Origin of the sequence: Actinomyces viscosus, from assembly GCF_900637975.1 — a bacterium.
Lineage (GTDB): Bacteria > Actinomycetota > Actinomycetes > Actinomycetales > Actinomycetaceae > Actinomyces > Actinomyces viscosus.
In genome coordinates, this window is record NZ_LR134477.1 from 1,578,056 (window position 1) to 1,592,696 (window position 14,641).

A 14,641-nucleotide genomic window follows, 5' to 3' on the forward strand; every position below is an offset into this window, starting at 1 on the left:
GAAAGGCCGACCGTTGGTTTCTCCTCTCTCCGATGCCCCCGACGCACCGCGCCCGGCCGTCGCCCGCCCGGAGGCCGTTGTCGTCGGCTCCTCGACGGCTGAGGGCCGCTGCCGGTTCACGGTGCTGACCTCGCGTCTCATCCGCATGGAGCTCTCCCCCACCGGCGTCTTCACCGACGCCGCCACCCAGCTGGTCGTCAACCGGGACCTCGGCGAGCCGCCGTCGTTCCGGGTGGTGCGAGGCGAGGACCGCCTGGAGATCATCACCGAGCACCTGCACCTGACCCACGTCCCCTCGCTGGGCTTCTCCTCGTCGGGACTCAGCGTCAGGCTGCGCTCGACGGCGCTCCACGCCCACGGCGGCACCTGGCACCACGGCGACGTGTGGGACCCCCAGGAGGCCTTCCCAACGAACCTGGGCGGCACCACCCGCACCCTCGATGAGGCCGACGGCGCTGTCAGGCTGGACCCGGGGCTGCTGAGCCTGAGCGGCATCACCGCCCTGGACGACTCGTCCTCGCTGCTGCTCACCGAGGACGAGTGGGTTCGGCCCCGTGAGCCCGGCAACCGCCTGGGTGACGGGGCGCAGGACCTCTACGTCTTCGGCTACGGCCAGGACTACCGGCAGGCGCTGCGCGACTTCTTCAACCTCACCGGTCCGAGCCCCCTGATCCCCCGGGCGCTGCTGGGCAACTGGTGGAGCCGCTACCACCCCTACAGCGCCCGGGAGTACCTGGCGCTCATGGACCATTTCGCCGCCGAGGAGCTGCCCTTCTCCGTGGCCGTCATCGACATGGACTGGCACCTGACCGACATCGACCCGGCGATCGGGACGGGCTGGACCGGCTACACCTGGAACCGGGAGCTGTTCCCGGACCCACGGGCCTTCCTGGAGGGTCTGCACGAGCGGGGCATGCTCACCACGCTCAACGTCCACCCGGCCCAGGGGGTGCGGCGCCACGAGGAGGCCTACGAGGAGGTGTGCGCCGACCTGGGCCTGGACGCCGCCGGCGGGCAGGACGTGCCCTTCAACGTCGCCGACCGGGACTTCATGGGCTCCTACCTCTCGCGTCTCCACCATCGCCTGGAGGACGAGGGCGTGGACTTCTGGTGGCTGGACTGGCAGCAGGGCGGCAGCACCACGGTTCCCGGCCTGGACCCGCTGTGGATGCTCAACCACGTCCACTACCTCGACTCGGGCCGCGAGCGCCCGGTGGCCTCAGGGGGCGTGGAGCGCCGTCGGCCGGTGACCTTCTCGCGCTTCGCCGACGCCTCCAGCCACCGCACCCCGGTGGGCTTCTCCGGGGACACGATCATCAGCTGGGCCTCGCTGCGCTTCCAGCCGCGGTTCACGGCCACGGCCGCCAACATCGGCTACTTCTGGTGGTCCAACGACATCGGCGGGCACATGCTGGGCACGAGCGACGACGCGATGGCGGCCCGCTGGTTCCAGCTGGGCTGCTTCTCGCCGATCAACCGCCTGCACTCGTCGAACTCGGCCTTCACCTCCAAGGAGCCGTGGCGCTACTCGCGCGACGCGCGCGCCACGATGGAGGCGCATCTGCGGCTGCGTCACCGGCTGGTGCCCTACCTGTACACGTGGGCGCGGCGATCGGTGAGTGAGGGCGTGGGACCGGTGCGTCCGCTCTACCACGACCACCCGCGGGAGATGTCCTCCTACGAGCACCGGAACAGCTTCTGCTTCGGGGACCTGCTGGTGGTGCCCTTCACCTCCCCGTTGGATGAGGCCACCGGCCTGGGACGGGAGATGACCTGGTTGCCCGACGGCGTCTGGTACGACCTGCCCACGGGGCGCCGCTACGAGGCCACCACCGGCGGGCACGGGCGCATGCTGAGCCTGTCGCGTCCCCTGGACCGCATCGGCGTCCTGGCTCGGGCCGGGTCGGTCATCCCGCTGGCCGGGAGCCTGACGGAGGCGGCCGGGGACAATCCTCGCGAGCTGGAGGTCGTCGTCGTGCCCGGAGGCTCGGGATCCTTCACCCTGGAGGAGGACGACGGTTCGGCCGATCCCGGTTCGGACCGGGTTGCCCGCACCCGTATGGAGCTCACCTGGCCGGATGCCGAGGACGGCGGGGGCAGCGGAGGCACTGGAGACACTGGAGACGTGGTGCTCCGTATCCGTCTGGAGGGCGCCGACGAGGTGGTCCCGGACTTGCGGCTGGTGACGGTGAGGCTTCTGGCCTGCCGGGTGTCTGACGCCCTGCTGAGGGTGGCCGGCCAGGCGCGCCGGCTGACCACCCAGGAGGTGGACGGCGACGGCTTCACCCTGGGGGCCGGCACGCTCGTGCACTTGGGTGAGCTGAGCCGCCAGGAGCTGGCCGACGGCGTCGGGCTGGTGCTGCGCGGCGTGGAGCAGTCTCCGGCCGACTGGCGCGGCGAGGTCCACGAGATCCTGGATGCGGCGCGCGTGGCCTACGCGGCCAAGGACCAGGCCTGGGGCGCCGTGCAGCGGGGCCTGGACGGGACCGCGCTCCTCGGGGAGCTGGAGTCCCTGGGCCTGCCGGAGACGCTGCGCTCGGCCGTGGCGGAGGTGCTGCCCCACTGAAAGAGTCGGCGACGGTCGCCGGGAACCGGCGCTGTGATGGGCTCAAACCATCGGGCGACGTCGAGGGTCGCGGTTAGGCTGGCGGGCATGAGTGACAACCCCGCCCCGCGCTTCCCCGAGGCCGAGCCGTACTTCGTCGGCGATGACCGCACCAACCGCGAGCGCATGCTCGCCGGCGACTGGTACGTCTCCGACGACCCGGACAGTGCCAGGATCGCGGCGCACGCCCGCAAGATGCTCTACCGCTTCGAGCGGGCCTTCGCCGAGGGCGAGGAGGACTGCTGGGACCTGCTGCGCTCGGCGATCCCCGGCCTGGGTGACAAGGCCCGTCTCCTGCCACCGGTGCGCGTGGACTACGGGGATAACATCACCGTGGGTGAGGGGACCTTCGCCAACTACGGGCTCGTGGCCCTGGACGTGGTGGAGATCCGGATCGGCGCGCACTGCCAGATCGGTCCCAATGTCCAGCTGCTCACCCCGGTCCACCCCCTGGAGCCGACGCCGCGGGCCTGCTCCCTGGAGGCGGCCGACCCCATCACGATCGGCGACAACGTGTGGCTGGGCGGCGGGGTAATCGTCTGCCCCGGCGTGAGCATCGGGGACAACTGCGTCATCGGCGCGGGCTCGGTGGTCACCAAGGACATTCCCGCCGACAGCCTGGCGGTGGGCAACCCGGCCCGCGTCCTGCGCCGGCTGGACGACTCCACCTTCGGCCCCAGGCACTAGGTGTATGAGGTCATGACGTTGGTGACGTGTGCTGGGACGCGGGTGGCGGGTGGCTGGTTGTGGCAGGCGGTGTGGGGCCGATGGTAGTTGTAGTGGTGGTTCCACACGGCGATGGCGTCGCGGCGCTGCTGCTCTGAGGAGTAGCTGCGGGCGTAGAGGCACTCCTCGGCCAGGATGCGGTTGTAGCGCTCGACCTTGCCGTTGTGGCGCGGGGTGTAGGGGCGGATTCTCTGGTGGCGTGAGGCCAGGGAGGTAATGGTTGTGGTGAAGGCCCGGGCCCGGTAGCTCGCTCCGTTGTCAGTGACGACCCGCACGAGCCTGGTCACGCCGTGGTCGGCGAAGAAGGCCCGGGCCCGGCAGAAGAAGCCGATCGTGGTCGAGGCCCTCTCGTCATCCAGGGCCTCGGTGTAGGCCAGGCGGGAGAAACCGTCGATAGCGGTGTGCAGGTAGGTGTAGCCGATCCTGGCTGCCTTGCCCCGCTTGGAGGCCTTCGCCTCAGGGGTACCGCGCCCGTGGGCCCTCCAGCCGCCCTGCGGGTGGGATGCGTCCGACCTTCTTGACGTCCAGGTGGATCATGTGGCCCGGGAAACGGGCCACGATAGGTTTGCTGACCCGGTTGGACTGCCCGGTGGGGCCTGGTGTCGCGGCGTCGGTTCAGGCCGGCTCTGTCCAGCCAGCGGGTCACGGTACGTACCGACACCACTGTCCCGCGCGCGGCGAGCTCATGACTGATGCGGCGGGCAGACCACTTGTGGGTGCGGCGCCAGTGCTCGATGAGGTCCACCGTCTCGGCACTGGTCTGGGTGGGACGGTGGACTGGGGCGCTGGAGCGGTCCTCAAGCGCCTCGGTTCCGCCCTGGCGGTAACGGGCGACCCACTTCGACAGCGTGGCGCGGGCGATGCCGGCCTCGGCGGCTACATGGGCGATAGGACGACCGGACTGGACACGCATCACGAGCCGGTAGCGGCCCTGAGGCGTCAGCGGAGCGTTACGGTGGGTCATGGCAGCAGGGCTTTCTATGTCAGAAGGATGATTCAGCACCACCCATCCTGACAGCCCAAGCCCCGCTGCCCCCACGACTACAACCTCATGACCCACAACAACTAGGTCGTGTTGCGAAACTAGGCCCGCGGGGATCTCTCAGAGCCGCAGCAAGGCACGCGCCTCGTCGCGGTCGTAGGGTAGGTCGCGCGTTCGAGGGGTAAAGGGTACGACCGCGCGACCTACCCTACGAACCCGCGGATGCCTCGCCGTGCTTTCGCAACACGACCTAGCTGCGCCGCCAGCGGGGCGGGACGATGAGCCCGCGCCGGCGCACCGTGACCAGCATGGCTACACCGGCAGCCGTGCACAGCACGATCGCGACGATGGAGCCCTCGATCCCCATGGACCCGCCGGTGAGCAGGTCGGGGCCGGTGAAGCGGGCCTCGATGAGCCCGCGCCCTGTCCCGATGCCGGAGATGTCGGAGCCGAAGATGCCGCCCTGGACGAAGTTCCAGGCGATGTGCACGCCGATCGCCAGCCACAGGCGGCGGGTCAGCAGGTAGCAGGCGCCCAGCAGGATGCCCGCCTCCAACGCGATCGCGACGGCGCCGAAGGCCGTGGCATGAGGGTTGCCGAGGTGAGCGACGCCGAAGAGCGCGGCGGTGATTCCCAGCGCCCACCAGGTCCCCAACCATCCTTCGATCAGGCGCAGCAGGACCCCGCGGGCGACGATCTCCTCGACGAATCCGGCATAGACTCCGGCCCCGAGGCCCGTCAGGATCCCCGTGCTCCAGCCGACGTCCACCACGTGGTAGGAGCCGAGCAGGGCCAGGACCGCGATGACGGCGCACATGAGCAGCGCCCCGATGGACAGCCCGACGACGAGCTCGCGCAGCGCCGCCCGGCGCCCACCGAGCTCGATAACGGGTCGCCCGCCGACGAAGCGCACCAGCAGCCAGTACCCGAACAGGGCCAGCGGCGCCCCGGCGATCGCCATGACGAGCATGGAGCCCGGCAGGGCCTCCGTGCCGCCGCCGGCCTTGAGCCGGGTGAAACCGGTGGCCAGCGCGAGGGCTCCGGCTAGGAGCTGGACGACGAAGGCGATCAGGACTCCCAGAAGGAGCTGGAGCCAGCCGAGGCGCTCGGCCTTTCGCGGAGGAGTGCGCCACTGAGGACTGACCGGAACGAGCCGGTCCAGAAGGTGACGAGGCTGTGCTTCTGCCGTAGAAGCCGGAGGAGGAACCACGCTGCTCATGGCCCCAGCATCCCCTCCCCTCCGGTGGCAGCGCCTCCCCCACCGGGAGGAACCGCCCCTGATCCTGTGCTCAGGGAGGTCCCGGATACGGGAGCCTGGACGGTCAGACCTTGGTCACGGGGGCGTAGCGCAGGATGAGGCGCTTGGTGGCGGGGGCGCCGTCGATGACGAACTCGACGCGGGCGGTCAGGGATCGCCCCTTGCCCTCCAGCCCGACGACGGTGCCCACCCCGTAGGAGTCGTGCCGCACCTGGTCCCCGGGCTTCAGTCCGGCCACGGCGGCGGGCAGGTCCTCGGTGGCGCCGGCGCCTCCGGCAGCTCCCCCGGCTCCACCAACCGGAGAGGTGACGCCCTGCTTGCCGCGGGCCTCGAGGCGGGCCGAGGCGCGTTTGGCGGCCCGGTCCTGGGCGGTCTCGACGCGCCCCAGCTTGCCCGAGCGCTTGGCGCCTGCCCCGACGGGTGGGGCGAAGTCATCGTCGTCGGAGTAGCCGCCGGAGTAGGAGCCCCGCCGCCCTCCTCCCAAGCGCCGTCCGCCCGAGCCGAAGCCGCCCTCACCCCAGCTGCTCCCCCAGCCGGTGCCGCCGCCGCGCAGCGCCTCCATGGAGGAGGCCAGGCGCTTCCAGTCGATGGTCTCGTCCGGGACGTCGTCGAGGAAGCGGGAGGCGGGCATCGCGTTGGCGGCCCCCCAGGCCGAGCGCACGGCGGCGCGGGTGAGGTAGAGGCGCTCGCGGGCGCGGGTGAGGGCCACGTAGGCCAGGCGTCGCTCCTCGGCGAGCTCGGTCTCCTCGGCCAGGGAGCGCGTGTGCGGGAAGGTGCCGTCCTCCATGCCGGTGACGAAGACGACCGGGAACTCCAGGCCCTTGGCGGTGTGGACGGTCATGAGGGTGATCTGCCCCTGCTCCTCGGCTCGCCGGGCTTCCTCGTCCTCCAGGTCGGCGCTGGGCGGGAGCTGGTCGGAGTCGGCCACGAGCGAGACGCGTTCGAGGAAGTCGGCCAGGGTGCCGTCGGGATTGGCGGCCTGGAAGTCGCTGGCCACGGAGTGGAGCTCGGCGAGGTTCTCCACGCGGGTGGCGTCCTGGGGGTCGTCGCTGGCGCGCAGCTCGGCGAGGTAGCCGGAGGCGTCCAGGGCGGAGTCCAGGACGTCGGCGACGCCGTCGCCGGCCGTGACCATGTGCCGCAGGGTGGTGAGCAGCTCGTGGAAGCCGCGCACCTGGTTGCGGGCCCGGGTGGTCAGTCCCTCGACCTCGGGCGGCTCGCCGGCCTCAGTGGCGGAGGGGTCCTGCCCGTCGGAGTCGTCGCCCCCGTCCGCCGGCACCTCCCGGGGGGCTCCGGCGGCGTCGGCGACGGCCTGCCCGAAGGAGACGGCGTAGCGGGCGGCGTGCTCGGCCAGGGCGCCCTCGGCCTTGTCCCCCAGGCCCCGTTTGGGGACGTTGAGGATGCGGCGCAGGTTGACGTCGTCGTCGGGGTTGTCGACGGCGCGCAGGTAGGCGATGGCGTCCTTGATCTCGCGGCGGTCGTAGAAGCGGGTGCCACCGATGACCTTGTAGGGCTGGCCGGAGCGCATGAAGGCCTCTTCGAGGGCGCGGGACTGGGCGTTGGTGCGGTAGAAGACGGCGACGTCGCGGGGGCGCACGCCGTGCTCGTCGGCCAGGCGGTCGACCTCCTGGCTGATCCAGCGGGCCTCGTCGTGCTCGGAGTCGGCGACGTAGCCGGTGATGGGGGCGCCGTCGCCGGCGGCGGTCCACAGGTTCTTCTCGCGCCGTCCGCTGTTGCGGGTGATGACGGCGTTGGCGGCCGAGAGGATGTTCTGGGTGGAGCGGTAGTTCTGCTCCAGCAGGATGGTGCGCGCCGTCGGGTAGTCCTGCTCGAACTCCTCGATGTTGCGGATGGTGGCGCCGCGGAAGGCGTAGATGGACTGGTCGGAGTCGCCGACGACGGTGAGCTCGCCGGGCGCCAGCGCCGAGCCCGCCCCGGAGGTGCCGGGCCCGCCGACGAGCTCGCGCACGAGGACGTACTGGGCGTGGTTGGTGTCCTGGTACTCGTCGACCAGGATGTGGCGGAAGCGGCGCCGGTACATCTCGGCCACGGCCGGGCGGGTCTGGAGCAGGGCGACGGTGCGCATGATGATGTCGTCGAAGTCCAGGGCGTTGGCGGCGCTCAGGCGCTCGGCGTAGGCGCGGTAGACCTCGGCCAGGTGGCGCTCAAGGGGGTTGGAGGTGACGGCCCGCTCGGCGAACTGGGCCGGGGTGATGAGCTCGTTCTTGAGGTCGGAGATGCGGTGGGCGAAGGTCTTGGGGGTGAAACGCTTGGGGTCAATGCCCAGCTCGCGCACGATGAGGGTGATGAGGCGGGTGGAGTCGGCGGCGTCGTAGATGGAGAAGGTGGAGCGCAGGCCGGCGGCCTCGTGCTCGCGGCGCAGGATGCGCACGCAGGCGGAGTGGAAGGTGGAGACCCACATGCGCTCGCCGGCGGGCCCCACCAGGGAGGTGACGCGCTCGCGCATCTCGGCGGCGGCCTTGTTGGTGAAGGTGATGGCCAGGATCTCGCCGGGGCGGGCGCGGCCGGTGGCGATGAGGTGGGCGATGCGGTGGGTCAGGACCCGGGTCTTGCCCGACCCGGCCCCGGCAATGATGAGCAGCGGAGCGCCCGAGTGGGTGACGGCGGCCTCCTGGGCGGGGTTGAGGCCGGCGACCAACTCGGCCGGGTCCGAGACCGTCACGCCCCAGGCGGGACCGGATGGGCGGCCCGACGGCGCGGTCTCGCCGGCCCGGGCGCGGGCCGCGGCGGCGTTGGCCTGGGCCCGGGCGACCAGGGCCGAGACCTCGTCCTGGCGCTCCTCCCAGGTGGGGGCGACGGAGGCCTCGTCCTCGGGCGGCGGGGCGTCCTCAGGGCCCCAGTCCTCCTCGGGCGCCTCGACGTCGGCCCAGGAGTCGTCGTCGAAGGCACCGCCGGTGGGGATGAGGGAGGGCAGCGCGGCCTCGGGCGGAGGCGTGGCCGCGCCGCTGGAGCCGGGCATGGGCAGGGCACCGAAGAGGGAGTTCATCGCGTTCATCTCGGACCCAAGCCTAGGCCAGCCCACCGACACGTTCCGCACTCAGCGCGCCCGCAGGCTCCACCTCCATCATTGACAGCACACTGTCACTGTTGACAACATGCTGTCAATGTGTGGTTAACGCACAGTCAACGGATCACGGACACCGATCGGGGAGGAACCGAGATGCGGACCATCGCCCTGTACACGACCGAGACCATGGCGGACTGGGAGTACGCCTACCTCACCACTCAGCTCGCCGGTGCGGAGCGGCTCAAGCCCAGGCGGTTCCGGCTGTTGCTCGTGGGCGATGACCTGGAGCCGGTGCGCACCCTCGGGAACCTGCCGCTCACGCCGGAGGCCGACCTCGATGACCTGGAGGCGCTCGCCGACGCCGGCTCGCTCGCCGCCCTGGTCATTCCCGGAGGGGACCACTACGCCTCCGGGCACGAGCGGCTCATCGAGGCTGTCAAGCGCCTCATGGGCAGAGGGGTTCCGGTGGCGGCGATCTGTGGCGCCACGCTCCTGCTGGCCCGCGCCGGCTTCCTGGATACCCGTCAGCACACCTCGAACGCCGCCTCGTACCTTGAGTCCAGCGGATACGTCGGTGGTGCGCACTATGTGGAGGCTCCGGTGGTGACCGACCGGGGCGTGACGACGGCCTCAGGCATTGCTGCTATTCCCTTCACTGCTGAGGTCATGCGGGTCACCGGGCTCGTGCCCACCTCGATGGCCGATGCCTGGGAGGCGCTGTTCCTCAGTGGCGATGAGAAGAGCTACGCGGCTCTCATGGAGGCGACCAGTGCCTGGCAGAACGCCTGAGGGCGATGCTCTGACGGCGCTGGTCCTTCCCGTCTTCGCGCTCAACGGGGAGTTTCTGGAGGCGGCCGCGGCGATCACGGCGCCTCATGAGCTGACCCCCGCCCGGTGGCGGGTACTGGGCGCCGTCCTGGACGAGCCGCTGCCGGTCGCCGAGATCGCGCGCCGGGTGGGTCTGGGGCTGACCAGGCAGAGCGTGCAACGGGTCGCGAACGACGTCGTCGCCCGGGGCTGGGCGCACTGGCAGCCCAACCCCGGGCGACGCGGCCAGAACCTGCTCGGTCTGACGGCCAAGGGAAGGCGAGCAGTCGCGGCACTGGCCACGCAGCAGCACGCCTGGGCCGACGCCGTCGGCCAGGAGATCGGCGAGAAGAACCTGAGGACCCTGGCCACCCTGATCAGCCGGGTCACGGACGCCTCACGCCGCTACCGGCAGGCCACCAACGAGGGCTCGAGCGAGGGTTCGTAGGTCAGTCCCCTGGCCCTTGCCCGTCTCGTCACATGGTCAGGCGTTCGTCGTGGAGATGACCGCGCGGGACCCCGACCCGGTGGAGCGTGCGACGCATCGCGATGACTGCTCGGGGAGAACCGACGATGAAGAACTGACCGAGGGTCTTTTCCCGGTCCTGCAGGATCCGGGTCAGGTCGTCTTCGGTGAAGCGGCGTTCTTGCACCGTGAGGCGGGCAGCGTCCCGGTAGGGCGCGACCAGGGCCGTGGCGGCCTCACGGCCGGCGGGACGCACGCTCCACAGGAGGTGCACCGGCCGACGACGCGCGTAGGTCTCGATCATGCTGAGAAGCGGCGCACTGCCCGCTCCCATTCCCACCAGGACGAGCGGACGATCACCACCAGCCTCGGCGATACGGCCGAAGCGCCCGTAGGGTCCCTGCACCGCCACGCGGGCACCGACAGGAAGCTCCGACAGGGAACGGGTGAAGTCTCCGAGCTGGCGAATGAGGAAGCTCAGGCGCTCGGGGTCGGCACCGGTCACCGAGAAGGGATGCCAGTCCCCGGGCACCCCTTGGCGCCACAGGCGCGCCAGCGCCGCACTCCACGAGCGCGGGACCACCTTGATGAAGATGACGTCGCCCGGCTCCAGACGGCTCATCGGAGTATCCGGAGCGAGCACGAGCCTGCGCAGATCGGCATTGAGGCCCTCGTTGACCATGACGGTGGCGCGGGGCCGGCGCCGCCGCCAGGCCCACCACGCCCAGGCGATGAGGACCGCCGCGGTGACGACGTCGAGCAGGAGGAGAAAGCCCACGTACCCGCCGCGCAGCCGCACGAGGATATGGGCGTGGACCAGGACCATCACCACGATGACGAGGTTGATCCGGTGGAGCCACACCCCCAGGCCGTGGGGCAGCAGACGCTCCAGCCAGGAGCGCAGCCTCGCGGCCCCGGGGACGTGGTCGACGATCCACCCGGACAGGAAGAAGACCGCCAGGGACACCGTCGCGATCGACAGGTACCAGGCCCATGTCCCCAGACGGGCCCCGAGGGGATCGGCTCCGTAGGTAGTCCGCTGGTGCAGCCAGGCCAGGACCAGGGCTGCCAGCCCCAGTGAATCGCCCCGGGTTTGATGGAGGCGGTGATGACACGGAAGGATCACTGTCATGGGACAGAGGAAGTACCCCGATGAGCTGCGCGAGCGGGCCACGAGGACGGGCCTTGGAGGCGCTGGCCGACCCGGCGCGGGCCAAGGGCGCGATCCGCAGGATCGCCGAGGAGCTGGGAGTCCACCCCGAGGCTCTGCGCTCCTGGGTCAAGAAGGCCCAGGTCGATGGTGGTCTAAGACCGGGAACCACCACCGATGAAGCGCAGCGGATCAAGGAGCTGGAGAAGGGAGGTCCGAGAGCTGCGAAGAGCCAACGCGATCCTGAAGAGCGCGTCGGCTTTTTTCGCGGCGGAGTGTGAGCGCCCGTCGCGCTGATCTGTCAGTACATCGAGGCCAAGAAGGAGGAGCTCGGGGCCTGGCCGATCTGCGCCACGCTCAGCGAGGCTGGTGTGCAGATCGCCCCGAGTGCCTGCTACGCCCGTCGTAGCCGTCCTCCATCAGCCAGGTCGTTGCTCGACGAGGCCCTCAAGGCGGAGATATCCAGGGTCCACAAGAACCAGCTACTCGGTGCTGGGGGCCCGCAAGATGCACGTGATGCGGGGTCGCCCTTGAGGTCGCCGAGCGTCACGGAGCCGGTCACGTGGCCCGCTGTACCGTCGAGCGGCTCATGGGCGACCTGGGTCTGCACGGTGTCAGGCGCGCCAAGTCGCCCAGGACGACCCGCTCGGCACCTCCGGACCGGTGCCCGGCCGACCTCGTCAAAAGGCATTTCAGCGCGTTCAGGCCCAACGAGCTGTGGGTCGCCGACATCACCTATGTGCGTACGTTCTCGGGGTGGGTCTACGTCGCCTTCGTCACCGACGTGTTCTCGCGGCGGATCGTGGGGTGGCAGACCACCTACCGGCCAGTGTGCACCGACCTGGCTCTGGACGCCCTCAAGATGGCCGTCTGGCAGCGAAAACGCACCGGGGCTGATCTCTCTGGCCTGGTGCACCACTTGCGACCGCGGCGTGCAGTACCGGTCCATCCGCTACGGGCAGGCCCTATCAGACTGCGAGGCAGTCGCCTCTGTAGGCTCTAAGGGGGATTCCTACGACAACGCTCTGGCCGAGGCGCTCAACTCGCTGTACAAGGCCGGGGCTCATCCGTAACCAGGGACCTTGGGAGGACATCGACGCCGCCCGTGGTCGCCACCGCCGAGTGGGTCCACTGGTACGGGCACCATTCGCCCTCACTCCGCCATCGGCATGCGCACCCCCGCCGAGCACGAAGCCGCCTGGGCCCCCGACACCCACCACGACCACCACCGCCAGGAACAACCACAACCAACTAAACCAGCCTCCACAAAACCCGGGGCTTGACAGAGCAACCGCCTGACGCACGACCAGCGGCCCCATGGCCTGGCTTCCGTAGGCCGCCACCAGGGGCAGGGGAAGCACGACGGCCACGGCCCACAACGTCAGACGAGCCAGCAGATGCCTCCTGCGCAGCCGGTTCTCGGCATTGGGCTGTGAGGACGACGTCGGCTGGGCGTCGTCGACGGCAGCCCTCGTCACAGCCCCAGTTCCGACAGCCAGGAGGTGACGGCCTGGGGCGCGCCGTCCATCTGGTCACGTGAGACGGACAGGGCGTGGTCGCTCACCGTGGCGCCCGACGCGGCACCCGCAATGGCCTCCGGGGTCCCGGCCAGGCCGGAACCACCGTGGGTGGAGAAGGGGACGACGGTCTTGCCCTTCAGGTCCGTCTGCTCCAGGAAGGTGTACAGAGGCATTGGGATGTCGGAGCCCCAGATGGGGTGGCCCAGGAAGATCGTGTCGTAGCCGCTCATGTCCGGAAGCTTCTTGATCTGCGGACGCGCTTTGTCGTCCTGCTCCTTCTGCGCCTTGTCACTGAGCCGCTGATGGTCCAGCGGGTAGGCCTCAACGGTTTCGATCCGCGTCGTCTGCGCCCCGGTTTCCTGGGCGATGAGCTGGGCGACGTACTGGGTGTTGCCCAGGGCCTTGCCGTCCACCACGACGACGGAGTTCTCCTCCTCCTCAGTCAGGCCGGTCGTCTTGTCCGTCTCAGGCATGGAGAAGTAGACGACGATCGTGCGCGAGGAGTCGGTTGCGATGGCGACCTGCGTGGTCTGCCCGCGAGGCGCGTCCGCCTCATCCTCCCGTCCCAGGATCGAGCACCCGCCGATGGCCGCAAGGGCTGTGGCTGAGGACAGGGCGATGAAGGAACGGCGCGCAGTAGGTTGCGACATATCGGTGACCTCCAGTTGTCAGGATGTTTCAGAGCGATCGGGTCTCGCTGATGACGAAGCGCTGCTCACGAGCGGCCTCCTTGTACTCGAAGGACGTGGTCATGAACGACTCCGTTCGCGGTAAAGGACGAAGGCGCGTAGAGCGCCTGGACGGTAGGCCCGGACGTGCTCATCACCGCCCCTGTGCGGTGACCGAGCACGTCTCGTCGGAGAGTGTGCGAGCGCTAACTATTCTGCCGGTTCGTTCTGCGCTGCGCCAGGTATCGGCAGTGCCATGTTGCGGACCACTCTCTCGGTGGCTTCCCGGGATCGATCTAGTGCGAATTTCGTACTAACGACGTATGGTGTTGGGCGAAGGCCACGTCACGTTCCCTCACGATGGAGAGCCTTCACTGCGGAGAAGCGAGTCCAGGAGAGTCTCATGAGTCGGATCGTTCAGTACCGGAGGATCGGCGGCCCCGAGGTGTTGGAGGAGGCTGAGGTCCCTGATCCGGAACCGGGCGACGGCGAGGTGCGGGTCGCCGTTCACGCCGTCGGTCTCAACCCCATCGACTTCAAGACCTTCGGCGGGGACCTGCGCGTCGTCGAGAACATTCAGCGCCTGATCCATCCCGTGCGCAACGGCCGCACGCCTCGTTTCCCTCGGGGTGTCGCCCACGACTTCGCCGGCATTGTCGAGGCCGTCGGTGCGGGTGGGGCACGCACGGCGAGTTCGGGAGGGTTGCACGTCGGGGACGCCGTGCTCGGAACCCTGAGGAGCGCTCCGGGTCAGGTGAGCCCCCGGGGCGCGCTCGCCACCGAGCTGATAGCACCCGTCGGTGACCTCACCGTGAAGCCGAAGGACATGAGCTTCGAGGTGGCGGCCTCTCTGGGGGTCGCCGCGCAAACCACCTGTGGGGCGTTCAGGCGACTGGACTTGCAGGCGCAGGACGTCGTGGTCATCAGCGCTGCTGCCGGCGGTGTGGGCTCTCTCGCCGTGCAGGTGGCCGTCAGCCGGGGTGCCACGGTCATCGGGATCGCGAGCGAGCGCAACGCCGACTACCTCCGCCGCCTGGGGGCCATTCCCGTGGCCTACGGTGACGGGCTGCTCGACCGACTGCGCAAGGCTGCGCCGTCACCGGTGACGAAGCTTTTCGACTGCTACGGAGGCGACTACACCGGGCTCGGATTCGCTCTGGGCCTGTCGGGTCACTCCATCGGTACCTTGGTCCCCTCGCCTCGGGCACTCCTGAGGGGCGCGCAGTTCACCGGAGCCCGGCACGCTCAGCCGGGCGATCTTGACGCGGTCGCGCACCTGGTGGCCGACGGGGTGATCACGGTGGAGACAGCCGGCCTGTACCCGTTTACGCTTGAGGCCGTCCGGACTGCTTACGAGGAGCTGGCCGGGGGACATGTCCGCGGCAAGCTCGTTGTCAGCGTGCGTTGACAGGTGCTTTGCACCGATAGCGACGT

General features: G+C 69.9%; 9 protein-coding genes and 2 pseudogenes. 6 read left to right on the plus strand and 5 right to left on the minus strand.

Translation table 11 applies throughout. The annotated features are described in order from the left end of the window. The first annotated feature begins 13 nt into the window (after positions 1-13). Both EL340_RS06780 and EL340_RS06785 read left to right on the plus strand, forming a co-directional pair. The gene (locus EL340_RS06780; RefSeq protein ID WP_126413973.1) at positions 14-2,566 is read left to right on the plus strand and encodes a TIM-barrel domain-containing protein; all 2,553 of its coding nucleotides are present in this window, start codon (positions 14-16) and stop codon (positions 2,564-2,566) included. An 87-nt stretch (positions 2,567-2,653) separates the two neighbouring features. Then, complete coding sequence (locus tag EL340_RS06785) at positions 2,654-3,292, plus strand: sugar O-acetyltransferase (protein ID WP_126413974.1); 639 nt, start codon at positions 2,654-2,656, stop codon at positions 3,290-3,292. Here the strand turns inward: EL340_RS06785 and EL340_RS06790 are convergent. From EL340_RS06790 to EL340_RS06800, 3 genes and pseudogenes are all read right to left on the minus strand, one after another. Beyond that, positions 3,289-4,295: pseudogene (locus tag EL340_RS06790) on the minus strand (IS481 family transposase). The gene EL340_RS06785 and the pseudogene EL340_RS06790 sit on opposite strands and share 4 nt — an antisense overlap. Positions 4,296-4,563: 268 nt before the next feature. Next, positions 4,564-5,532, minus strand: a complete 969-nt coding sequence (locus tag EL340_RS06795) for a CPBP family intramembrane glutamic endopeptidase (protein ID WP_126413975.1) — start codon at positions 5,530-5,532, stop codon at positions 4,564-4,566. Between the two features lie 103 nt (positions 5,533-5,635). Continuing rightward, positions 5,636-8,584: an ATP-dependent helicase gene (locus EL340_RS06800; RefSeq protein ID WP_126413976.1), complete on the minus strand. Its 2,949-nt coding sequence runs from the start codon at positions 8,582-8,584 to the stop codon at positions 5,636-5,638. Positions 8,585-8,749: 165 nt separating this feature from the next. On the opposite strand from EL340_RS06800, the gene EL340_RS06805 reads away from it, so the two are divergent. Together EL340_RS06805 and EL340_RS06810 are read left to right on the plus strand one after the other, a co-directional pair. Continuing rightward, positions 8,750-9,385 (plus strand): DJ-1/PfpI family protein, encoded by a 636-nt coding sequence (locus tag EL340_RS06805; RefSeq protein ID WP_126413977.1) that lies wholly within the window; start codon positions 8,750-8,752, stop codon positions 9,383-9,385. After that, a complete protein-coding gene (locus EL340_RS06810) occupies positions 9,366-9,851 on the plus strand; it encodes a MarR family winged helix-turn-helix transcriptional regulator (RefSeq protein WP_126413978.1) in 486 nt (161 codons plus the stop codon). The genes EL340_RS06805 and EL340_RS06810 overlap by 20 nt, the downstream gene beginning before the upstream one ends. Positions 9,852-9,879: 28 nt before the next feature. Here EL340_RS06810 and EL340_RS06815 read toward each other — a convergent pair whose 3' ends face one another. Then, entirely contained in the window at positions 9,880-11,001 is a 1,122-nt protein-coding gene (locus EL340_RS06815; RefSeq protein ID WP_126413979.1) for a ferric reductase-like transmembrane domain-containing protein, read from the minus strand. Here EL340_RS06815 and EL340_RS15925 point away from each other — a divergent pair. After that, positions 11,000-12,302 (plus strand): annotated as a pseudogene (locus EL340_RS15925) (IS3 family transposase). The gene EL340_RS06815 and the pseudogene EL340_RS15925 overlap by 2 nt on opposite strands. 191 nt (positions 12,303-12,493) lie before the next feature. Here the strand turns inward: EL340_RS15925 and EL340_RS06830 are convergent. Next, positions 12,494-13,189 carry a flavodoxin gene (locus EL340_RS06830; RefSeq protein ID WP_126413980.1) on the minus strand — a complete coding sequence of 232 codons (696 nt, stop codon included), beginning with the start codon at positions 13,187-13,189 and terminating at the stop codon, positions 12,494-12,496. A gap of 421 nt (positions 13,190-13,610) precedes the next feature. On the opposite strand from EL340_RS06830, the gene EL340_RS06835 reads away from it, so the two are divergent. Continuing rightward, on the plus strand, positions 13,611-14,615 hold the full coding sequence (locus EL340_RS06835; RefSeq protein ID WP_126413981.1) for an NADP-dependent oxidoreductase: 1,005 nt from the start codon (positions 13,611-13,613) through the stop codon (positions 14,613-14,615). Positions 14,616-14,641 lie beyond the last annotated feature (26 nt).